This is a genomic window from Streptomyces sp. MspMP-M5 (assembly GCF_000373585.1).
Lineage (GTDB): Bacteria > Actinomycetota > Actinomycetes > Streptomycetales > Streptomycetaceae > Streptomyces.
In genome coordinates this window covers 141,492-160,968 of record NZ_KB891877.1, presented here as the reverse complement: position 1 = coordinate 160,968, position 19,477 = coordinate 141,492, and the positions used below count along the sequence as shown (strand labels likewise).

The 19,477-nt window shown below is 69.6% G+C and carries 25 protein-coding genes and 1 tRNA gene; 15 read left to right on the top strand and 11 right to left on the bottom strand.

From position 1 onward, the window contains the following. The first annotated feature begins 466 nt into the window (after positions 1-466). Complete coding sequence (locus B073_RS0108020; protein ID WP_018537565.1) at positions 467-859, top strand: nuclear transport factor 2 family protein; 393 nt, start codon at positions 467-469, stop codon at positions 857-859. A 472-nt stretch (positions 860-1,331) separates the two neighbouring features. Here the strand turns inward: B073_RS0108020 and B073_RS0108010 are convergent, their stop codons facing one another. After that, the gene (locus B073_RS0108010; RefSeq protein WP_018537563.1) at positions 1,332-2,495 is read right to left on the bottom strand and encodes an FAD-dependent oxidoreductase; all 1,164 of its coding nucleotides are present in this window, start codon (positions 2,493-2,495) and stop codon (positions 1,332-1,334) included. A gap of 140 nt (positions 2,496-2,635) precedes the next feature. Here B073_RS0108010 and B073_RS0108005 point away from each other — a divergent pair, with 140 nt between their 5' ends. The 3 genes from B073_RS0108005 (at position 2,636) to B073_RS0108000 (ending at position 4,135) form a co-directional block, all read left to right on the top strand. Then, positions 2,636-3,229: a TetR/AcrR family transcriptional regulator gene (locus tag B073_RS0108005; RefSeq protein ID WP_018537562.1), complete on the top strand. Its 594-nt coding sequence runs from the start codon at positions 2,636-2,638 to the stop codon at positions 3,227-3,229. 146 nt (positions 3,230-3,375) lie between these two features. Beyond that, positions 3,376-3,597 (top strand): hypothetical protein, encoded by a 222-nt coding sequence (locus tag B073_RS46280; RefSeq protein ID WP_158690103.1) that lies wholly within the window; start codon positions 3,376-3,378, stop codon positions 3,595-3,597. 172 nt (positions 3,598-3,769) lie between these two features. Next, positions 3,770-4,135, top strand: coding sequence for a hypothetical protein (locus B073_RS0108000; RefSeq protein WP_234025022.1), 366 nt, complete (start codon positions 3,770-3,772; stop codon positions 4,133-4,135). A gap of 94 nt (positions 4,136-4,229) precedes the next feature. On the opposite strand, the gene B073_RS0107995 is transcribed toward B073_RS0108000, so the two are convergent. After that, positions 4,230-4,303 (bottom strand) — tRNA-Met (locus B073_RS0107995). A 464-nt stretch (positions 4,304-4,767) separates the two neighbouring features. On the opposite strand from B073_RS0107995, the gene B073_RS39405 reads away from it, so the two are divergent. From B073_RS39405 to B073_RS0107965, 6 genes are all read left to right on the top strand, one after another. After that, positions 4,768-5,772: an alpha/beta hydrolase-fold protein gene (locus B073_RS39405; RefSeq protein ID WP_018537560.1), complete on the top strand. Its 1,005-nt coding sequence runs from the start codon at positions 4,768-4,770 to the stop codon at positions 5,770-5,772. A gap of 196 nt (positions 5,773-5,968) precedes the next feature. Next, a complete protein-coding gene (locus B073_RS0107985; protein ID WP_018537559.1) occupies positions 5,969-6,961 on the top strand; it encodes a metal ABC transporter solute-binding protein, Zn/Mn family in 993 nt (330 codons plus the stop codon). After that, the gene (locus tag B073_RS0107980) at positions 6,958-7,914 is read left to right on the top strand and encodes a metal ABC transporter ATP-binding protein (protein WP_234025021.1); all 957 of its coding nucleotides are present in this window, start codon (positions 6,958-6,960) and stop codon (positions 7,912-7,914) included. Before B073_RS0107985 ends, B073_RS0107980 begins: the two co-directional genes overlap by 4 nt. Next, positions 7,904-8,809, top strand: a complete 906-nt coding sequence (locus tag B073_RS0107975) for a metal ABC transporter permease (RefSeq protein WP_106731800.1) — start codon at positions 7,904-7,906, stop codon at positions 8,807-8,809. The genes B073_RS0107980 and B073_RS0107975 overlap by 11 nt, the downstream gene beginning before the upstream one ends. Beyond that, positions 8,806-9,672 (top strand): metal ABC transporter permease, encoded by an 867-nt coding sequence (locus tag B073_RS0107970; protein ID WP_018537556.1) that lies wholly within the window; start codon positions 8,806-8,808, stop codon positions 9,670-9,672. The genes B073_RS0107975 and B073_RS0107970 overlap by 4 nt, the downstream gene beginning before the upstream one ends. 29 nt (positions 9,673-9,701) lie before the next feature. Then, entirely contained in the window at positions 9,702-10,154 is a 453-nt protein-coding gene (locus B073_RS0107965) for a Fur family transcriptional regulator (RefSeq protein ID WP_037811212.1), read from the top strand. Between the two features lie 55 nt (positions 10,155-10,209). Here the strand turns inward: B073_RS0107965 and B073_RS0107960 are convergent, their stop codons facing one another. From B073_RS0107960 to B073_RS0107930, 8 genes are all read right to left on the bottom strand, one after another. Continuing rightward, the gene (locus B073_RS0107960; RefSeq protein WP_018537554.1) at positions 10,210-10,506 is read right to left on the bottom strand and encodes an ArsR/SmtB family transcription factor; all 297 of its coding nucleotides are present in this window, start codon (positions 10,504-10,506) and stop codon (positions 10,210-10,212) included. A gap of 121 nt (positions 10,507-10,627) precedes the next feature. After that, positions 10,628-11,074, bottom strand: coding sequence for a hypothetical protein (locus B073_RS0107955; RefSeq protein WP_018537553.1), 447 nt, complete (start codon positions 11,072-11,074; stop codon positions 10,628-10,630). After that, positions 11,071-12,102, bottom strand: coding sequence for a WD40 repeat domain-containing protein (locus tag B073_RS0107950; protein WP_018537552.1), 1,032 nt, complete (start codon positions 12,100-12,102; stop codon positions 11,071-11,073). Before B073_RS0107950 ends, B073_RS0107955 begins: the two co-directional genes overlap by 4 nt. After that, complete coding sequence (locus B073_RS0107945) at positions 12,099-13,136, bottom strand: CobW family GTP-binding protein (RefSeq protein WP_018537551.1); 1,038 nt, start codon at positions 13,134-13,136, stop codon at positions 12,099-12,101. Before B073_RS0107945 ends, B073_RS0107950 begins: the two co-directional genes overlap by 4 nt. Then, the gene (locus tag B073_RS0107940) at positions 13,133-13,375 is read right to left on the bottom strand and encodes a hypothetical protein (RefSeq protein ID WP_234025020.1); all 243 of its coding nucleotides are present in this window, start codon (positions 13,373-13,375) and stop codon (positions 13,133-13,135) included. Before B073_RS0107940 ends, B073_RS0107945 begins: the two co-directional genes overlap by 4 nt. Beyond that, entirely contained in the window at positions 13,372-13,830 is a 459-nt protein-coding gene (locus B073_RS39400; RefSeq protein ID WP_018537549.1) for a Fur family transcriptional regulator, read from the bottom strand. The genes B073_RS0107940 and B073_RS39400 overlap by 4 nt, the downstream gene beginning before the upstream one ends. Positions 13,831-13,918: 88 nt before the next feature. Further along, on the bottom strand, positions 13,919-14,326 hold the full coding sequence (locus tag B073_RS49250) for an AsnC family transcriptional regulator (protein ID WP_420706429.1): 408 nt from the start codon (positions 14,324-14,326) through the stop codon (positions 13,919-13,921). A gap of 228 nt (positions 14,327-14,554) precedes the next feature. Then, positions 14,555-15,280: a TetR/AcrR family transcriptional regulator gene (locus B073_RS0107930; protein ID WP_018537548.1), complete on the bottom strand. Its 726-nt coding sequence runs from the start codon at positions 15,278-15,280 to the stop codon at positions 14,555-14,557. Positions 15,281-15,427: 147 nt separating this feature from the next. Between B073_RS0107930 and B073_RS0107925 the strand changes: the two genes are divergently transcribed. From B073_RS0107925 to B073_RS0107915, 3 genes are all read left to right on the top strand, one after another. Beyond that, positions 15,428-16,882 (top strand): serine hydrolase domain-containing protein, encoded by a 1,455-nt coding sequence (locus B073_RS0107925; protein ID WP_018537547.1) that lies wholly within the window; start codon positions 15,428-15,430, stop codon positions 16,880-16,882. 134 nt (positions 16,883-17,016) lie between these two features. Further along, the gene (locus tag B073_RS0107920; RefSeq protein WP_018537546.1) at positions 17,017-17,226 is read left to right on the top strand and encodes a cold-shock protein; all 210 of its coding nucleotides are present in this window, start codon (positions 17,017-17,019) and stop codon (positions 17,224-17,226) included. A 32-nt stretch (positions 17,227-17,258) separates the two neighbouring features. Next, a complete protein-coding gene (locus B073_RS0107915) occupies positions 17,259-17,477 on the top strand; it encodes a hypothetical protein (protein WP_018537545.1) in 219 nt (72 codons plus the stop codon). A gap of 158 nt (positions 17,478-17,635) precedes the next feature. Here B073_RS0107915 and B073_RS0107910 read toward each other — a convergent pair whose 3' ends face one another. Continuing rightward, complete coding sequence (locus tag B073_RS0107910) at positions 17,636-17,857, bottom strand: hypothetical protein (RefSeq protein ID WP_026247176.1); 222 nt, start codon at positions 17,855-17,857, stop codon at positions 17,636-17,638. Positions 17,858-18,056: 199 nt separating this feature from the next. Between B073_RS0107910 and B073_RS0107905 the strand changes: the two genes are divergently transcribed. After that, entirely contained in the window at positions 18,057-19,070 is a 1,014-nt protein-coding gene (locus B073_RS0107905) for a DNA-directed RNA polymerase subunit alpha (protein ID WP_018537543.1), read from the top strand. 18 nt (positions 19,071-19,088) lie between these two features. Beyond that, entirely contained in the window at positions 19,089-19,289 is a 201-nt protein-coding gene (locus tag B073_RS0107900) for a hypothetical protein (protein WP_018537542.1), read from the top strand. Positions 19,290-19,477: the final 188 nt, after the last annotated feature.

Here is a 19,477-nt window from a genome sequence, read left to right as displayed (position 1 = left end):
CGGCGTTGCCTCGGTCAGCTCCAGCGGTCCCGCACAAAGCGGAGTACGGCGCCGCTTGCAAGCCGGCCGGAGCACGTGGCCGGTCGGCGCTCTCGGGTGTGCGACGGTGGATTGTCCCGGCAGGCCGCCTCGCGAGCCGGGCCTGAAGAAACGCGACCGCAGTGAGTACGGCATGGCTCGTGATCGCCGCGCGTCCTCGAATCGCCGCCCCCTGCAAGAGCCGCAGCCAACGACGTTTGACCTCGGAGATCGCCGGCGTCGGACAAATTTCGGCGCGACGGTGATCACCGGCCGGGTGCGGCGTCCTCCAGGGCGGCTGTCCGCTGCCAACGAACCCAGTCAGCGCCGGTCCGGGCGGGCGTGGCCTCTTCCTCTCCCCAAAAGCGTGTGCTTCGCACGCAATACTGCTACGGTAAAGGAGTTGCGTGCGTAGCGCACGCATTACTGGATCTCTGAAAGGACTCCCATGTCCCGTACCGGCATCAAGGCCGCCCTCACCGACCTGCTCCTCAATGACGCGATCACTCTGGAGGAGGCTGTCGACCGCCACTTCACCCCCGAGTACCGCCAGCGCACGGACGGTGAGTGGGCCGACCGCGCCGAGTTCGTCGAGCACATCAGCCACCTGCGGACGCTCGTCGCCGACGCCCGGGTCGACGTCCATGAGGAGCTGTACGACGGCGGCAAGTACGCCGACCGGCACACCTGCCACATCACGAAGAAGGACGGCTCGACCGTGACCATGGAGGTCTATGTGTTCGCCGACCTCGCACCCGACGGCCGGTTCAACCGCATCGAGGAGACCACCTTGCTGCTCAAGGGCTCCGACGACGATCGCAATCTCGGCAGTGCTCGATAGGCCGCGTCCGCAGGAGTTCGTCGCGTCTGGGCGGCGGCCCGCCACGGCGTGCAGGGTTGCGCCAGGGGGGCGGGCAGCGGGCCGTGTATCCGGCTCGCCGCGCACGGCTGCGGCTGCTCGTCGTCCGGGTCGTCGTCGGCCGCAGCCGGGTCGCGCAGTGGCCGCAGAGCGTCCTCGGGCTGGGGGATGAAGAAGGTGGGGCATAACGGCAGGGCCTCCTGGGATCTCGAGGTTGCGATCCCAACCGAGCAACCCCAGGAGGCCCTGTGCCGCAGTCCTTCGCGCTCGCGTCCCTGGAGTCCAACGCGCCGTCTCCGGCGGGTGACTGTCACGCGCACAGGTCCGGCAACGCGGCGGACGGGCCGGACCGCGTGCGATGGTACGGCTCCGGCCTGACGGGCGCGGAGCGGCAGGTCATTCGGCCGCTGCTGCCGGTCCCCGCGTGGCTTCATGCCGGCGCCGGCTGACGGCCTCACTGTGGTCCTGGTCCTTGAGGCTGGCCGTCGTTGTCGCTGCCGAAGTCGTGCGCGTCGGCGGACAGCAGGTGTTCGGCGCCGTGTTCGAGGACCTGGGCCGTCTCGGTGGAGCGGGGGAGCATGGTCTTCTCGTAGGCGCGGAGGGCGTCGTCGACGGTGGCGGCGTTCGCGAGAGCGAGGGCGAGTTCGCTGGCGTCGAGCATGGCGAGGTTGACGCCGACGCCGAGCGGGGGCATGAGGTGGGCGGCGTCGCCGAGCAGGGTCACCGTCGGGTTGTGTTCCCAGGTATGCGGGACCGGGAGGGCGAAGATCGGGCGGTCGACGTAGGGGCCGTCGTTGTCGTCGATCATCTGGCGCATACGGGGCGACCAGTGGGCGTACTCGCCTAGGAGCAGGGCGCGGATGCCGTCGGTGTCGGCGGTGGTCAGACCGCTCGCGGTGATCCAGTCGACCGGGACTCGTTGGATGAGGTAGACGCGGATGTGGTCTCCGCTGTTGCGCTGGGCGAACAGGCCACGCCTGCCGTCGGCTGCGTGGGCGCTGCCCGAACCGACCAGCTCGGCAATGTCGGGGTGCCGGTTGTCGACGTCGGAGAACCATGCCTCCAGGAAGCTCACCCCGGTGTATTGGGGGACGGCGGGGGACACGGCCGGGCGTACCCGGGAGAAGGCGCCGTCGGCGCCGATGACCAGGTCGGTCTCGACGGTCGTGCCGTCGGCGAAGTGCAACTGCCGTGGCCCGTCGGCGGGCCCGCTGATCGTGTCGAGGGTGCGGCCCCAGCGCACGGTCCCGGGCTGCAGGGAGTCGAGCAGCAGGTTGCGCAGCTGGCCGCGGTCGATTTCCGGTTTGAAGAGCTCGTCGGCCTCGGGGACTTTGTGGGACGTGAGCTGGCCGGTCGGGTCCATCTGGCGCATCTCTTGCCCTTCGGGGCGGGCCAGCTGGAAGAACGCGTCGAGCAGGCCGGCTTCGCGCAGGGCGATCTGACCGTTGTCGGCGTGCAGGTCGAGGGTCCCGCCCTGGTTGCGTGCGTCGGGGCCCGGGTCGCGGTCGTAGACGGTGACCGCGATGCCGCGCTGCTGGAGGATGCGGGCGCAGGTCAGGCCGCCGGGTCCGGCGCCGATGATACTGATGCCGGCGTGGGCAGGGTCTGGGGAGTTCATGGCTGGTCCTGTCGGTCGACGAAGAGGGGGCATCGGGCGAGTACCGATCGACTTCCCGCAACGCCTATAAAAACAGATCGAATATAAAAGTGCAACGAGTCAACTTTTCTGGGTGCTCGACTATCGGATACGCTCAAGTCATGACCGTTCCCCCCGTAGGCCGCCGCGAACGAAAGAAGGCGGCCACCCGGCAGGCGATCGCTGACGCCGCACTGCAGCTCTTTGTGGAGCGCGGCTACGACCAAGTGAGCATCCGTGACATCGCCGACGCCGCCGACGTGTCGACCGCTACGGTGTTCAAGCACTTCAGCGGCAAGGAGGCGCTGGTATTCGACCAGGACGAGGACCGGGAATCAGAACTGACCGCCGCGGTGCGGCAGCGGGCCTCCGGCCAGAGCATCCTCGATGCCCTCCGGCAGCACGTCCTCGACACCTGGCTGCCGATCGCGGCGGATCCGCAGATGGCCGAGTTCACCAACCTGGTCGACTCGACGCCGGCGCTACGCGCCTACGCCGAACGCATGTGGACCCGGCACACCGACGGCCTCAGTGCAGCCATCGCCGACGAGATCGGCGTGGACCACGACAACCTCGCATGTGTGGCTCTTGCTCGATTCGTACTCCAGATTCCGGTCCTCGCTCGCGGCCGGCAGGACCGCCGGGCCGCCGTCGAGGAAATCTTCGACATCCTCACCCACGGCTGGGAACCGCCGAACAAGACGCCCGCGCCGTAGCGCCCAGGCTGCTGCCTGAGCCTGCCCCCGGTCAGCCTCGGCGTGCCCCCATCGCGCGTCTCGGCCGCACCCACCCGCCCGCCTGGCAACGTGAACTGACAGCCCGTCATTGACGAGCAGCAAGCCTCGCAAGCCCCGGAGAGCACATGCAGCCCGGGCGTGAAGGACTCGACGAACAACGCAGCGAGGAACGTCGTTGCTGCCGACAAACCCATCTCCATGCCGCGTTTCGCTTTCCCGAGGATGGACGACAGGCGCAGCAGGAGACGCAGCGGGTAGATGAAGATGCCGGCAATGAAATGCCAGGGATGAATGCAGTGATGTCGTCGGCGGCAGGCTCGCTGTGGTACGCCGCTGCACCGCATTAGCCGTCCGTTAGCACAACGCCAACCCGATCGTTGAAGCTCAATGTCGTCCAGGAGCGAGACGAGAGATCACAACAACGGGAGGACAGCGATGACGCATCGTGGAGACGGGCGCGCCGCAAGCGGGATGTTCGGGCGCCGGGGGGCGCGATGCGCCGCGGTGGGTGTCGTGGGGGTGGCTGCGGCCGTGCTGGCGGTGACGCCGGCGTTCGCCAAGGGAAGTGCCACTCTCCGTGTGTCGCCGGGCACCGTGAAGCTCGGCCAGAGCGTCTATGTCAAGGGACAGGGCGACAGTGATGCGCTGCAGTACGCGAAGTTCTGCGCGCAGGAGCGTGTCGGGATGCAGGGTGCATGGCGCACCGTCACGTGCGGCCGGATCGTGGCCATGGGTGCCAGTGAGGCCAAGGTCGATGTGATGGTCAAGGCCGGTCATCGGGGCGTGCTGCAGTTCCGTGGAGTGCTCTACGGCGTCGACGGCCCGCGCGGCGGCCATCCGCGCCTGGACATCACCACGCAGACCAAGACCGTCCACGTACGCTGATCTGGCGCGCGGGTCGGCCGGACCACCGCCAGATCGACAACGAGAACATGAACAGTGAAGGCCCGGTGGAATCCACCGGGCCTTCACCTGTGAGTAGCGGGGACAGGATTTGAACCTGCGACCTCTGGGTTATGAGCCCAGCGAGCTACCGAGCTGCTCCACCCCGCGACGGCACGGTGAACTGTACGGCACTGACACGGAACAACCGAATCGACGTCGGGTGGGAGTGACCGGTGGCGGGGACGTGAGAGATGACTCGTGGCCTGTGATGATGGGTTTGTCGAGGCTTCTTCGCCGGGCCGCTGCCCCCGCCGCGGACGGCCGGCCGTCTCCTTGTGCTGCTGATCCCAGTCACCAGTCACGCAGGTGGCAGGGCGCCTGAGCGATGACGCCAGGCAGGGCAGCTCCAGGGGCTTCCTCTGAGTGTTTCGTCACAGAGGTCCGGAATACGGGGACGATTCGGAACCTCTGGCCCGGGCTTGCCTGTCCCACAGGGTGGAACCGACCTTTCTTGCCCTTCGGGGCAGTACCACCGGAGCAGCAAGATGACGACCCCACCGGCCCGGATCTACCAGTCCAGTGGTCGACGCCGGGCCACCGTCGCCCGGAGATGGCTCATGGGAGTAGCGCCCATGGTTGTCCTCGGGCTGATCGCCTGGCCGGTGATGAGCTACTTCGGGATTCCGCCGTTCACCGGCGAGGGCGACCCTGTCAGCTACGACCAGGCCGGCGCCTCGAAGGCCGCCGACTCCGCAACCCTGATGCCCACGGGCCCCAGGGCCGACTTCACGAGCGTCAAGACCCTGAGCGACGGCACCAAGGTCAGCGTCGTCACGCTGGAGGGGAAAAAGTCCGGATTCAAGGGAAAGGTCTGGGTCTGGGCCCCCAAGGAGTACACCCAGGATCCGAAGTTCGCGTCGCGCGGCTTCCCCGTCATGATCGCCCTGCCCGGCGGCCCCGGCAACGACAGCAACTACTGGTCGGTCGGAGAGTTCGGCAAGGACAAGCTCTCGTTGGAGAAGAGCGTCTCGAAGTGGTACCAGGAGGGCAAGAGCAAGCCCTTCCTGCTGGCCATGCCGATCCTCAACCCCGGCCCGGACGACAAGGGCATCTACTGGGACGCCAGCGACATTCCCGGCCAGCCGAAGATGGGCACCTGGCTGACCGAGGACGTGCCCGACCTGATGAAAGCCAACTTCCGGACGATCAAGTCCCGTGACGGCTGGAGTTACATGGGCTCCTCCACCGGCGGCTTCGCCAGTCTGAAGGCCGTGCTGAAGCACCCCGACAAGTTCAAGACCGCCATCGCCAACGGTCCCGACATCGTGCCCGACTCCCCGCTGTGGCGAGGCCACGAGAAGGAGAAGCGGGAGAACAACCCTGAGGAGTTGGCCAGGCAGCTGGTGGCCACCAAGGGGCCGGACGTCTACATCGCCTTCCAGGTCGGCACGAAGGAGCACGCGGCGACCATCAACGCCATCAAGAAGTTCATGGCCGCGTACGGCAAGGGGCCGGTCCACACCAAGCTGTGGGAGATACCGGGCGGCACCCACAACGGTGCCACGTATCTGTCCAACATGGAGTCCCCTACGCAGTGGATCAGCGAGCACATCAAGTGGCAGACGCCCCGGCCGTGACCGCGGGCCGGAGCCGCGTCCGGCGCTACGTCATCAGGGATCTCGCCTGGTCTGGCCCGGACGGTCGGGTTCCGGTCAAAAGATGGCAATGGTTTTCACCTGGCCATTGAAGTGAAAATCATTTCCATTTAACTTCGAGGGCATCTGAGCCGGAGCGTGCGACCGCGCATCCGGCACCGCCTGAAGGAGTTCTCGCATGAGCAGCGCCCGCGCCGTCCCCGTGTCCCGATTTCCGCGAGCATTCGTCCGGACCGCGCTCGTCGCCGCGACAGCGGTGCTCACGGGTGTGACCGCGACCGCCTGCTCGACCTCGGCCCCTTCCGCATCGACGAAGAGCGGCGGCACCGGTGCCACCGGCGGCGGTTCGGGCAAGACGATCCAGGTGGTGGCGGGGGAGAACTTCTGGGGCAGCATCGCCTCCCAGCTCGGCGGCAGCCACGTGAAGGTGACCAGCATCATCACCAACCCCGACACCGACCCGCACGATTACGAGCCGACCGCCGCCGACGCCCGCACGGTGGCCGGTGCCCAGTACGCGATCGTCAACGGCATCGGCTACGACGCCTGGGCGGACAAGCTGCTCGCCGCCAACCCGGGCAGCGGGCGTACCGAGTTGAAGGTCGGCGACCTGGTCGGCGTCAAGCCGGGCGGCAACCCGCACCGCTGGTACTCCCCGGGCGACGTCCACAAGGTGATCGAGAAGATCGCGGGCGACTACAAGAAGCTCGACCCGGCCGACGCCGCCTACTTCGACCAGCAGAAGACGGCCTTCGAGACGAAGACGCTCGCCGGCTACAACAAGCTCATAGCCGACATCAAGGCGAAGTACGCGGGCACCCCGATCGGCGCTTCCGAGTCGATCGTCACGCCGCTGTCGGACAGCCTGGGGCTGAAGATGCTCACCCCCGAGACGTTCCTCGACGCGATGAGCGAGGGCTCCGACCCCACGGCCAAGGACAAGGCCGCCATCGACCAGCAGATCAAGAACAAGCAGATCAAGACCTACGTCTACAACTCCCAGAACTCCACGCCGGACGTGCAGGCGCAGGTCAAGGCGGCCAAGGACGCGGGCATCCCGGTGGCCACCGTGACCGAGACCCTCACCCCCGCCGGGGCCACCTTCCAGCAGTGGCAGACCACCCAACTCCAGGGCATCGAGCAGGCCCTGGCCAAGGCCACCGGGAAGTGAGCCTGACCATGAACCCGGCGGCGAAGGTCCGCGACGCCGTGGCCCGCGGCGGCCATGCCGTCCCCCCACCTCGAACCGAAGACCAAGACCACGACACCGCCGCAGAACCCGGAAGCGGCCCGGTGGTCGCGCTGCGCGACGCCGCCGTGCGCGTCGGCGGGCGCGCGTTGTGGTCGGGGGTGGATCTTCGCATCGGGTCCGGTGAGTTCACCGCCGTCCTCGGCCCGAACGGCGTCGGCAAGTCCACCATGATCAAGGTGCTGCTCGGTGCGCTGCCCGCCGCCTCCGGTCAGGTGCGGGTCCTCGGTGTGCGCCCCGGGCAGGCCAGCGACCGCATCGGCTACCTGCCGCAGCGCCGCAGCTTCGACGCCTCGATGCGCGTCCGTGGGATCGACGTCGTGCGCATGGGGCTCGACGGTGACCGCTGGGGCGTGCCGCTGCCGTTCCCCAGCGCCCGCCGCCGGGCGGCGCGCGAACGGGTGGCCGAGGTGATCGAGTTGGTCGGGGCGTCGGCGTACGCCCACCGGCCGATCGGGCAGTGTTCCGGCGGTGAGCAGCAGCGGCTGCTGATCGCGCAGGCACTGGTCCGACGGCCCGAACTGCTTCTGCTGGACGAGCCGTTGGACAGCCTGGACCTGCCCAACCAGAGCGCGGTGGCCGCGCTGATCGGCCGGATCTGCCACCAGCAGGGCGTTGCGGTGGTCATGGTCGCCCATGACGTGAACCCGATACTCCACCACCTGGACCGGGTGGTGTACCTCGCCGAGGGCGCCGCCGCCACCGGCACCCCGGCCGAGGTCATCACCTCCGACACGCTGACCAGGCTCTACGCCACCCCCATCGAGGTGCTCCGGACGTCCGGCGGGCGCCTGGTCGTGGTCGGCCAGCCGGAGGCGCCCGCGGTGCACACCGACCGGCACGAGACCCATGGGGGCGGTCGTGATGCCGGCTGACACCGCCGCGCCCGCCTGGTCGTGGAACCTCATCAGCGACTTCCAGCAGATGTGGTCGTACCCGTTCATGGTCAACGCCTTCCGCGCGGGCGCGATCGTGGCCGTGGTCGCCGCGGCCGTGGGCTGGTTCGTGGTCCTGCGGCGGCAGACATTCGCCGCGCACACCGTCTCCGCGGTCGCCTTCCCCGGTGCCGCCGGTGCGGTCCTGCTCGGAGTGAGCGCGGTCTACGGCTACTTCACCCTCTGCGTGGCCGCGGCCCTGGTCATCGCGGCCCTCGGATGGCGCGGGGGCGGTGCGCAGGAGTCCGCGCTCACCGGGACCGTCCAGGCGTTCCTGCTCGCCTCCGGATTCCTGTTCATCGCCCTGTACAAAGGGCTGCTGGAGGGGCCGCAGACCATCCTGTTCGGCACCTTCCTCGGCATTACGTCGTCGCAGGTCACCGTGTTGACGGGGGTGGGTGTGGCGGTGCTCGCGGTGCTGGCGCTGATCGGGCGGCCACTGCTGTTCGCCTCCGTCGACCCGCAGGTCGCCGCCGGGCGCGGAGTGCCCGTCCGGGCGCTGTCCGTCGCCTTCCTCGTCCTGCTCGGTGCGGCGACCGCCGAGGCCGGCCAGATCACCGGAACCCTGCTCGTCTTCGCGCTCATGGTGATCCCGGCGGCGACGGCGCAGTCCCTCACCGCCCGGCCGGGGCTGAGCCTCGCGCTCACCGTGCTGCTGGCCTTCGCCGCCACCTGGCTCGGGCTGATCGCCGCGTACTACTCGCCCTACCCGTTGGGCTTCTTCGTGACCTCGTTCGCCTTCGCCGGGTACGTCATCGCCCGGGCCGTGCGCGCGCTGTACGGCATCCGCGACCGGATCGGAACGCCCCTGCCCGCCAAGGAGGTTGCGGCATGACCGGTCTGCTGGCCGCATCGCCGCTCGCCCAGCCCTTCTTCCAGCACGCGCTGCTCGCGGGGACCGCCATCGCCGCGGCCTCCGGCCTCGTCGGCTACTTCCTCGTCCTGCGGGCCCAGGTCTTCACCGCCGACGCCCTCAGCCACGTCGCCTTCACCGGTGCCATGGCCGCCCTGGCCTTCGGCTACGACCTGCGCCTGGGGCTGCTGGCCGCAACGGTCGCCGTCGCGCTGCTCTTCGGCACCCTGGGCCGCCGCGCCCGCCCGGACGATGTCGTCATAGGCAGCGTCTTCTCCTGGATCCTGGGCCTGGGCGCCTTCTTCGTCACCCTGTACACCACCTCCCGCAGCACCGCCGACGGCACCGCCGGCGTCAGCGTCCTGTTCGGCTCGGTCTTCGGCATCTCCGCCGAGGGAGCGACCGTGGCGGCCCTGGTCGCCCTCGGCGTCTGCCTGCTGATGCTGTTCATCGCCCGCCCGCTGCTGTTCGCCACCCTCGACGAGGCCGTGGCCGCGGCCCGCGGGGTGCCCGTCCGCCTGCTCGGTTTCGGCTTCCTCGCCATCGCGGGCATCAGTGCTGCCGAGGCCACCCAGGCCGTCGGGTCCCTGCTGCTGCTCGGCCTGCTGGCGGCGCCCGCCGGCGCCGCGATCCGGCTCACCGACCGCCCCTACCGCGCGCTCGCCCTCTCCGCCACCCTCGCCGTAGGGGAGATGTGGGCCGGGCTCTACGCCTCGTCCGCGCTCCCGAAGGTGCCGCCCAGCTTCGCCATCATGGCCGCCGCCACCGCCGTTTACGCGGCCACCTTCCTCGTACGGCGCCCCGCCAGACGCTCCCCGACCACCGCAGCCCCTGCAGGGGCCTGAACGAAAGCACGGAGAACGAAGGCATGGTGATGGCACGCAACCGACCGCACACCGCCGCACCTTCGCAGGACGTGGCGCTGATCGGCCGCCTCACTCAGCAGCGAGCCATCATCCTTGAGGCCCTCGTCTCCGCGGACGACTTCATCGGCGCCCAGGCGCTGCACAACCAACTCGCCGCAGACGGCTCACCGGTCGGACTGACCACGGTCTACCGCACCCTGACCGCCCTCGCCGGCGCCGGCCGCGCCGATGTCGTCCGCGACACCAACGGCGAACGCCTCTTCCGCTACCGCCCCGGCCCCGACCACCGCCACTACCTGCTCTGCACCGAATGCGGCCTCAGCCAACCGGTCGACTCAGGGCCGGTGGAGACCTGGGCGAAGAAGATCGCCCGCACCTCCGGATTCGCGAACCTCCAGCACACCCTGGAACTCTCCGGAGTCTGTCCGGACTGCCGTGAACGGTCCGCAGCCGGCGAATGACGGACAGCCCGGCTGAAGGGGCGCCATGCAGCGGCGTTCCTTCAGCCGGGCTGTTCTACACGCCGAGCCTGAGGTGTTCGATGTGGTGGACGGCCTCGTCGAGGAGCTGGGCGACGTGGTTGTCGTGGAGGCGGTAGACGATGCTGCGGCCTGCCCGTTCGCCGGTGACCAGTCCGAGGGCGCGCAGCAGGCGGAGCTGGTGGGAGACGGCGGACTGGTTCATGCCGATGGCGGCGGCGAGTTCGGTGACGGGATAGGGCTGTTGCCGCAGCGTGGTGAGGATCTGAAGACGGGACGGGGTGGCGAGGGCTTGCAGGGTGGCGGCGACGGTGGTCGCCGTGGGTCCGTCCATGGGAGCCGCCCGTCGCGCGCCGGTGCCTCCTGGGGAGGGGGAGGCACCGGCGGGTGCGTACGGTTCTGCGTGGGCGGGGCAGCCGGCCCAGGCACATGACGGGAGTTGGTGGGGGCTGGCGTCACCGGCGTGCACGGCCCCGCCCCCGCCGCCCCTGTGCCCGTGCACGTGCCACACCTGGCGGGTGGATGAACTGCAGTTCCAGGGCGGGTGGGGGTGCGGCCAGGCCGGGGCCGCCGTCGGCGGCCCAGCGCAGGAGGTCGTCGGTGGCGGGATCGCCCATGGCGAAGCCGATCCAGGTCGCGCGACCACCGCGGCGCCGTCCTTCACCGGAGGGCTGGACGACGATGACGTTGGCCTGGTCGCAGGGCCCGAGGCAGTCCGTGGTGCGGACCGCGATGCGGCCGCCGGATGCGGCGGCGGCCGCATACAGCCGGTCCAGTTGCCACTGGTGATCGCTGTCGGGGTGCTTGCGCGGGTTGCCGCAGCAGCATCCCCGGCACACCACCAGCGTGCACGGCCGTTCGCGGGCGGCGCCGATCACCGTACGGGCCGAGCCCGCGGTCACAGGGCGGTCCGGGAGGGCAGGTGGTGGGCTCGGACGTGTCCGTCGCGGTGGGCGGCGACCAGCAGATGCGGTCCGGCCCAGGCCAGGGCGGCCACCGCCGCGGCACCGTCGAGCGTGCGCTCCGGGCGCAGTCGGGCTTCCGGCCGTCCCGCGGTGGCCCGCCACAGCGCGATCGTGCCGTCGTGGCCGCCCGTGGCCAGGTGGCCTCCGGCACCCGGCCGCCAGGCCAGCGCGGTGACGGTCTCATGGCAGCGCAGCGAACGTGGCGCGGTGCCGGCCGGTCCCTTGCCGGAGAAATCCCACACCGTCACGTCCGGGGCGCCGTCGGCCGCCAGCCAGAAGCCCGAGTCGTCGAAGGCGAGCCGGGAGACCTTCTCCGGGTAGCCGGACATGGTCAGTTCACTGCCGTCCCGTGTACGCCAGATGTGAATGGAGGCATCCTGGTTGCCGCTGCAGATCCACCGGCCGGTGGGGGCGACGGCCAGCGCCAGGTGCGAGCCGATGTAGGGGTAGGTGACCACCGGCTTGTCGGTGTGCCGTTCGTGGCAGCGCACCGCACCGTACGCGGCGACGGCCAGCCGCCGGCCCTGCCGCAGCCAGGCGAGGTCGGTGACGGTCGACGCGGCGGGCTCGGTGGCCCACAACTCCTTGCCGTCCGGGCCCAGTACGAGTGCGCGACGGCCGGAGGCGACCGCCACCCGGTCTGGGGCTGCCCAAGCGGCGGCCGACGACCAGGCTCCGGTTTCCCGCACCGTCGTCTCCCCGTCCTCGCGCCGCCACAGTGCGTACCCCGTGGGGCCGGTGGCCACCAGGTGCCGGGCATCCGGGGCGAGCGCCACGCTCAGCGCGCCGCCGGGCAGTTGGCAGGCGCCGACCGTGCCGCCCCCTGCGACGTCCAGCACCGTGACGGCGCCTTCGGCCCCGGCGACGGCCACCAGATCACCGGCCGCGCTCAGCGCGACCGGCGCGTCGCCGACAGAGGTTTCCCAGGCGGCCGTGCGCGCCTCGTCGGGTGCGGTGATGCTCATGCGGACGCTCCCGCCCGTGCCAGGCAGCCGGCGAAGCCGCGCTCCAGGGCCTCGCGGTCGAGGTTGCGGCCGATGAACACCAGGCGGTTGCGCCGCTCCTCGCCCTCCCGCCACGCGCGGCCGAACTCGCCGTCCAGCAGCATGTGGACGCCCTGGAAGACGTACTGCCTGGGGGCACCCCCGAGGGCCAGGATTCCCTTGGAACGGAAGAGGTCGACGCCCTTGGTCCGCAGGAGGTCTCCCAGCCAGCGGTTGAGCCTGTCCTCGTCGAGTTCGCCGGGCAGGTCGATGCCGACCGAGGTGACGGTGGTGTCGTGCTGGTGCTCGGTCTCGGTGAGGAAGGACGGGTCGTCGGCGAGCACCCGCTCCAGGTCGAACGCGCCGACGTCCAGCACCTGTTGGAGGTCGAGCTCGGCGTGCTGGGCCGGGATGATCCGCACGCCGCTGTTGACGGCCCGGATACGGGCGACGACCTCGGCAACGGTCTGCTCGTCGGCCAGGTCGGTCTTGTTCAGCACGATCCGGTCGGCGAAGGCGATCTGCTCCACCGCCTCGTTCTCCACCCCCTCGGGCTTGACCTCGTCCAGGTGCTGGAGGACGTGCGCGGCGTCGACAAGGGTGACGATGGCATCGAGCCGCAGCTGGGCGGCGATCTCGTCGTCCATGAAGAAGGTCTGCGCGACCGGCGCCGGGTCGGCCAGCCCGGTCGTCTCGATCAGGATGTGGTCGAACTTCTCCCGGCGTCGCATCAGCGCGCCCAGGATGCGGATCAGATCTCCGCGCACGGTGCAGCAGATGCAGCCGTTGTTCATCTCGAAGATCTCTTCCTCGGCGTCGAGCACGAGGGCGTCGTCGATGCCGACCTCGCCGAACTCGTTCTCGATGACGGCGATCCGCAGCCCGTGCTGCTCGGTGAGGATGCGGTTGAGCAGGGTGGTCTTGCCCGAGCCGAGGAAGCCGGTCAGGACGGTGACCGGGACCCGCTCGTCCCGCGACTCGTCACGGGGCTCGCCGAGTCGTTCTGGCGTGGTCATTCACGAACTCCTTCGTCTGCGGTGGTGCGCGGGGAGTCGAGCAGTGCGGATCGCAGGTGCTCGGCGGTGATCTGGTCGGCGGGGTGGTGCAGGGTCCAGCGGCGGGGCGGGGCGTCCATGGGGAGTACGGCGATGACCGTCTCCAGCGGCGGGCAGCCGGGCTCGGTGCAGGCAAGCTCCCGGACCACGACCGCGGTGTCGTCGTCGAGGCCGAGCAGTGCGCGTACGGCCTCCTTCACCTCACGCAGCTTCGGGCCCGGCTGCGGGCGGGATCCCAGTGGCATGGCGTCAGTTCTCCTTCGTCACGGTGCGGCTGGCAGCCGGTGCAGATGCCGGTGAGTTCGAGGGTGTGCTCCACCGCCACGAACCCGGTGTCCGTACCGATCCGCCCGGCCCACTCCTCGACCACCTCGGAATCCACCGGCTGGCTACGGCTGCAACTGCGGCAGATCAGGTAATGGCGGTGCCCGTCCACCGGCCGCTCCCGATAGAGGCGTTCGCCCGCGTCGTCGCGTACGACGTCGACACGGCCGGCCGTCTCCAGTTCCCGGAGAGTCCGGTAGACGGTGCTCAGGCCGACCGGAGACCCGGCGGCGGCCACGCGGGCGTGCAACACCTGCGCCGACACGAAGTCCTGGCAGACCGAGAGGGCCTGCCGGACGGCTTCCCGCTGCCGGGTCCTCCGGCCACTCACGGCGCAATCACCTCCAGTCGTGCTCGCCGGCTCCGTATGCACCACGAGACTAGATGGAAATGAAATTCATGTCCATATGAGTCTTGGTTCATGTGTCCCGCGCGCAGAGCTCCCTGACGACCCGCGGGCGTGCGCCGATGTCCCCGCGGGTTCGGGACGCATCTGTCGGTCGGCCGCACGGGCCGGTGCTGGGCCGACGTGCAAGCTCATCCCCGGTGAGAGTCGGTGTGGCCGTCGCCAACCCTGGCCACTCCCGCTCTCCCACAGCCAGTTGACGTGGCACTTCCGGCGATCCGAGCAGCTCGGCTTCGCCGCTGTGGTGCAGGCCGGACTGGAACGCCTTGCTGCGGACGGCCGGTCTGCGACGCAGCTCGGTGAGCCGCCGATGCACCGACGTCTGCGACCAGCCCGTGACGGACGCCAGAGCCTGGTAGCCGACGCGACCGTCCTCTGCGAGCGATTCCAGCAGCGCATGATCCTGGTCCGACAACGTCACGTGCTCGCCGTTCAAGTCGGCTTCCGGGGGCTGCAGCGGCGCACTGTGCGACGGTGAGCGGACCGTGCTTCACCGGCGGACTGATCAGGCCCTGCAGAACGTGCGCAGGACGCAGCGCGCGCCGACACCCGTCACCCGGGAAGTGCGCGGCAACTGGCCAAGGGTCGTGGAGGCCGCGTCCACTGACCGACCGCTTCCGGCCAGGTCGTGCCCCGTACGTGCAGCGCCCTAGGTCGCGAGCCGGGCCGCCAGGCCGTCGAGGACCCGGTCGAGCCCGTACGTGAAGTTGTCGTCGCGGATCCGCTGCGGATGCACGTCCTGTTGGGCGGAGCTTCCCGCGCGCAGCCGGGGGTGCTCCCGTGTGGCCTCGTCGAAGGCCGGTCGCAGGCCCGCCACCCACTCCTGCTCGGTCCGGCCGCTGCGGGCGATCACCGAGAGGTATGCGGCCTCGGCGGTCGCGATCCCGATGACGTACGCCATGAGCGTGGCCATGGCCTGGTCCCTCTCGTCCGCGGGGAAGCCCGCCGCCTCGAACTGCGCGAGCAGCGCCGACGACATCCGCATGGCGTTCGGGCCGATGTGGACCAGGCCGACCTGGCCCAGTTCGGGGGCGATCCACGGGTGGCGCAGGGTCATGGCCCGCAGCTCGGTGGCGGTGTGGGTGACGGCCGCCCGCCACTGTGTCCCGTCGACGGCGGTCGGTACGTCCGGTTCGCCGTAGACGTCGTCCACGACCAGCTCGATCAGCTCGTCCTTGTTGGCCACGTGCCGGTACAGGGAGGTGGCGGCCGTGCCCAGGCGGGTGCCGAGCTTGCGCATGCTGAGTTCTTCGACGCCCTCCGCGTCCAGTAGGCGGATCGCTTCGGCGACGATCTGCTCGCGGGTCAGGTGTTCCCGCTGCCGGGGGCGCGGTCGGGTCCACACCGAGGCGGTCGGCTTCTCGTCGTTCGGCATGCGGCCCTCGTCCCTGTTCGTCCGGCGTCGTCCCGCGCCCGTCGTCCCCTCACGTTAGCGCACGCCGTACGCGTCTTGCGTACAGCGTTACGTCGTGCGTACAGTGTTCACGTCAAGAGAACGCCGTACGCATCAAGGGGAGCTGGCATGTCCGAGAACGTGAGCTGGGACGCCAAGGGCAACTGGGAAGCCAAGGGCGACTGGGGGACCAGGGACTCGGCGGGCAAGAAGCTGGACCTCGCCCACTGGCAGAGCCGCCTGGACACACTGCGCGCCGAACACCACGTTCCGGCCGCGTCCCTCGCGCTCCTCGTGGACGGGACCGTCCACGAGCTGGCCAGCGGCGTGCTCCACCGCGGCACGGGCGTCACCGCGACGACCGACTCGGTCTACCAGATGGGCTCGATCGCCAAGATCTACACCGCCACCCTGATCATGCGACTCGTCGATGCCGGTCAACTGGACCTGGACGCACCGGTCGTGGACGTGCTGCCGGAGTTCTCGGTCGCCGACCCCGCGGCGACCAGGTCCATCACCACACGCCAACTGCTCAGCCACACAAGCGGTCTCACCTGCGACTTCACCTACGACAGCGGGCGCGGCGACGACTGCCTCGCCAAGTACGTCGAGGCCGCCAAGGACGTGGCGCTCGACTGCCCGCCCGGCACCGCGATCTCCTACAGCGGCATCGGGTACAACGTGCTCGGCCGGATCATCGAGGTGGTCACCGGCAAGGTCTGGGACGAGGCCCTCAAGGACCTGCTCCTGACCCCGCTCGGCCTCACGCACACCATGACGCTTCCCGAGGAGGCGCTGCGGTTCCGCGCGGCGATGGGGCACCTGGGCGAGGCCGGCCAGGACCCGGACCCGGCACCGTCCTGGGACCTGATGCCGCGCTCGGCGGGCCCCTACGGCAGGGTCATCGCCACGGCCGGGGACGTCGCCCGGCTCGCACAGATGCACCTCGACGGTGGTGTGGCACAGGACGGCACGCGCGTGCTCTCCGAGGAGACGGTCGCACTGATGCAGCAGCGCATGGTCGACTCCCCCGACAAGTGGACCGTCAGCGCGGACGGTTGGGGCCTCGGCTGGACCCTGTACGACTGGAACGGCGTCCGGGGATACGGGCATGACGGCGCCTCGATCGGCCAGTACGGCTATCTGCGCGTGGTGCCGTCGGCCGGCGTCGCGGTCGCACTGCTCACCAACGGCGGCGGTGCGCGCGAACTGTACGCGGCGCTCTACCGGGAACTCCTCGCCGAGTTGGCCGGGGTGACGATGCCGGAGCCCTTCGCCCCGCCGGCCCAACCGCCCGCGGTCGACCTCGCGCCGCTCGTCGGCACGTACCGGCGCGAGGGCGTGGTCATCACCGTGACCGAGCGGGACGGTGCGGGCCACGCGGTGTACGAGTTCGTCGACGGCATGAAGGACTTCTCCGAGCCCCTGGAAATAGACCTGGTCCCGGTGACGGAGACGGTCTTCGCAGGTACCGGGGTGGGCGCGGCGTTCAGCCAGGACTACATGCCGGTGGTCTTCGCCACGCTGGAGGACGGCACGGCCTGCGTCTACATCGGCATGCGCTGCGGCCCCAAGGTCGCGTAGCACGGCCACCACCACGACAGACTCCCACGCGCGGCGAGGGGGCGTCGGCGATACCGTGGGACCGGCAGTCGCTGTCTGGCGGTATATCCCTGATCAATCAGTGGGACGCCGCCCTCACCCCCTCAGGAGGCGCCGTGGCTACCGGCAAGGTCAAGTGGTTCAACGCCGAGAAGGGCTTCGGCTTCATCGAGCAGGACGACGGCGGCGCCGACGTCTTCGTCCACTTCTCGGCGATCGAGGCAGGCCCGGGCTCGTACCGCTCCCTGGAGGAGAACCAGCAGGTGGAGTACGACGTCACCCAGGGCCAGAAGGGACTGCAGGCCGAGAACGTCCGGCCGCTCTGAGCATCCCGTTACCGAGGAGCTGGGAGGACGCGATGACCCACCGGCATACCTTGAGCGTGCTCGACTGGCACGACGACGGGTCCTCCACCTCGTCCGTCTGGGTGGTCAGCGCCGATGAACGCGAACGCGTCACGGATTTCCTGGGCCGCGGCCCGGACATGGAGGGCGTCGTCACCCCAGAACAGGCGGACGAGGCAAGGACGATCACCCGGTCCTGGCTGACCTGCGCCAACGAGGACTCCCCGGCCTGACAGCCCGCGATGTACCCGCGGGGATCTGGGCGCGTGAGGAGTGCAAGAAGCTCCGCCAGTACAACGCGGAAACTCCCCGTCAGCCGACTGGCCGACCACGGTGACGACTGCGCGGGGCCGACTGTCTGCCCGATGGCGCTCGTGTACGCGCTGCGGTCCTACAGCTTGGTCATCTTGTCGTACGGGCTCGAGATCCGCATGTGCGCGGAGCCGAAATCCACAAGCGCCGCGATTCCCTCCTCGATGCCGATCACCCGGCCGAGGCCGTACACGTCGTGTGTGACCTGGTCGCCCACGGCGAAGTGCTTGGGAGCCGGAGGGACCGGCGCTTTGAAGGGACTGGTGAGCAACTGACGCTTCGGTGCAGCAGGCTTTGTCATCGCCCTCAGTATGCACCTACGGACTGCGACAGCAGCTGACGTCGGACTCCACGCCGGCAAGAGCCGAGGCCGAGCCCGCCGACCGGCAGAAGACGGGCGGGTACGGGTGGTTCGGCCTCACTGGAGGCCGAACCACCCGTACCCTTCGTGGTGTCTACGGCGTCACATAGCGGGCGCCAAACACTGGAGGCAATACCTCGTGCTGATTGCTCAGCGTCCGTCACTGACCGAAGAGGTCGTCGACGAGTTCCGCTCCCGGTTCGTGATCGAGCCGCTGGAGCCGGGCTTCGGCTACACCCTCGGCAACTCCCTCCGCCGCACCCTCCTGTCGTCGATCCCCAGCGCTGCCGTCACCAGCATCCGCATCGGCGGTGCCCTACACGAGTTCACCACCCTGCCGGGTGTCAAGGAGGACGTCACCGACCTGGTCCTCAACATCAAGCAGCTGGTCGTCTCCTCGGAGCACGACGAGCCGGTCGTGATGTACCTGCGCAAGCAGGGCCCGGGTCTGGTCACCGCCGCCGACATCGCNCNGCCGGCCGNNGTCGANGTGCACAACCCCGACCTNGTCCTNGCCACGCTNAACGGCAAGGGCAAGCTGGAGATGGAGCTGACCGTCGAGCGCGGTCGCGGCTACGTCTCCGCCGTGCAGAACAAGCAGGCCGGCCAGGAGATCGGCCGGATCCCGGTCGACTCCATCTACAGCCCCGTGCTGAAGGTCACCTACAAGGTCGAGGCGACCCGTGTCGAGCAGCGCACCGACTTCGACAAGCTGATCGTCGACGTCGAGACCAAGGAAGCAATGCGGCCGCGTGATGCCATGGCCTCCGCCGGCAAGACGCTGGTCGAGCTGTTCGGTCTGGCCCGTGAGCTGAACGTCGAGGCCGAGGGCATCGACATGGGCTCCTCCCCGACGGACGCCGCCCTGGCCGCCGACATGGCGCTGCCGATCGAGGAGCTGGAGCTCACGGTCCGCTCCTACAACTGCCTCAAGCGTGAGGGCGTCCACTCGGTGGGTGAACTCGTGGCGCGCTCCGAGGCGGACCTGCTCGACATCCGCAACTTCGGTGCGAAGTCGATCGACGAGGTCAAGGCAAAGCTGGCAGGCATGGGTCTGGCCTTCAAGGACAGCCCGCCCGGATTTGACCCGATCGTCGCCGCTTTTGATGCAGACGACCAGGCAAGCACGGGTTTCATGGGGAGCGAGCAGTAACGAGCGCTGCGCGTCGTCGTGGCTGCCGCCGCGCCGCCGGCAGCCACGCTGCTGGTAGCGAAGGCTGCCTGGCGCCGCATCAAGCAACGTTTGCCGTGCCTGTACGGTCAGGACATGGATGCCAGCGGTCAGCCCACTCTGGGTGAGATCGAAGATCGCTTCGTCGAGCTTGTCGCGGGTCGGCCGTCCCGGGACGAGGCCGACTGTTGGGCGGCGTAGTGGGTGACGGAGGACGGTCCGGCCGACGAGGCCCCGGCCGCCCTTCCGCCTGGCGACCGTGCTCGGGCTCATCCCGGCCGCCCTCGCCACCTGTGCCTTCGACAACCGCGTCCGCTCCCGCAACTCCTGGCGGCCTGGAGAGGCGGGAGCACCATGAGGCCCCAGGTGCCCCAGTCTGCCGTTCACGA

What these genes read in the sequence shown, in the direction of transcription:
- B073_RS0107945 (WP_018537551.1), bottom strand. Translation starts at nt 13,136, where the DNA reads ATGACCACGCCAGAACGACTCGGCGAGCCCCGTGACGAGTCGCGGGAC.
- B073_RS0107915 (WP_018537545.1), top strand. Translation starts at nt 17,259, where the DNA reads ATGACCCACCGGCATACCTTGAGCGTGCTCGACTGGCACGACGACGGG.
- B073_RS0107930 (WP_018537548.1), bottom strand. Translation starts at nt 15,280, where the DNA reads ATGCCGAACGACGAGAAGCCGACCGCCTCGGTGTGGACCCGACCGCGC.
- B073_RS0107960 (WP_018537554.1), bottom strand. Translation starts at nt 10,506, where the DNA reads ATGGACGGACCCACGGCGACCACCGTCGCCGCCACCCTGCAAGCCCTC.
- B073_RS0107985 (WP_018537559.1), top strand. Translation starts at nt 5,969, where the DNA reads ATGAGCAGCGCCCGCGCCGTCCCCGTGTCCCGATTTCCGCGAGCATTC.
- B073_RS0107965 (WP_037811212.1), top strand. Translation starts at nt 9,702, where the DNA reads ATGGCACGCAACCGACCGCACACCGCCGCACCTTCGCAGGACGTGGCG.
- B073_RS0107950 (WP_018537552.1), bottom strand. Translation starts at nt 12,102, where the DNA reads ATGAGCATCACCGCACCCGACGAGGCGCGCACGGCCGCCTGGGAAACC.
- B073_RS0108010 (WP_018537563.1), bottom strand. Translation starts at nt 2,495, where the DNA reads ATGAACTCCCCAGACCCTGCCCACGCCGGCATCAGTATCATCGGCGCC.
- B073_RS0108020 (WP_018537565.1), top strand. Translation starts at nt 467, where the DNA reads ATGTCCCGTACCGGCATCAAGGCCGCCCTCACCGACCTGCTCCTCAAT.
- B073_RS46280 (WP_158690103.1), top strand. Translation starts at nt 3,376, where the DNA reads ATGCAGCCCGGGCGTGAAGGACTCGACGAACAACGCAGCGAGGAACGT.
- B073_RS0107975 (WP_106731800.1), top strand. Translation starts at nt 7,904, where the DNA reads ATGCCGGCTGACACCGCCGCGCCCGCCTGGTCGTGGAACCTCATCAGC.
- B073_RS0107910 (WP_026247176.1), bottom strand. Translation starts at nt 17,857, where the DNA reads ATGACAAAGCCTGCTGCACCGAAGCGTCAGTTGCTCACCAGTCCCTTC.
- B073_RS0107970 (WP_018537556.1), top strand. Translation starts at nt 8,806, where the DNA reads ATGACCGGTCTGCTGGCCGCATCGCCGCTCGCCCAGCCCTTCTTCCAG.
- B073_RS39405 (WP_018537560.1), top strand. Translation starts at nt 4,768, where the DNA reads ATGGTTGTCCTCGGGCTGATCGCCTGGCCGGTGATGAGCTACTTCGGG.
- B073_RS0107925 (WP_018537547.1), top strand. Translation starts at nt 15,428, where the DNA reads ATGTCCGAGAACGTGAGCTGGGACGCCAAGGGCAACTGGGAAGCCAAG.
- B073_RS0108005 (WP_018537562.1), top strand. Translation starts at nt 2,636, where the DNA reads ATGACCGTTCCCCCCGTAGGCCGCCGCGAACGAAAGAAGGCGGCCACC.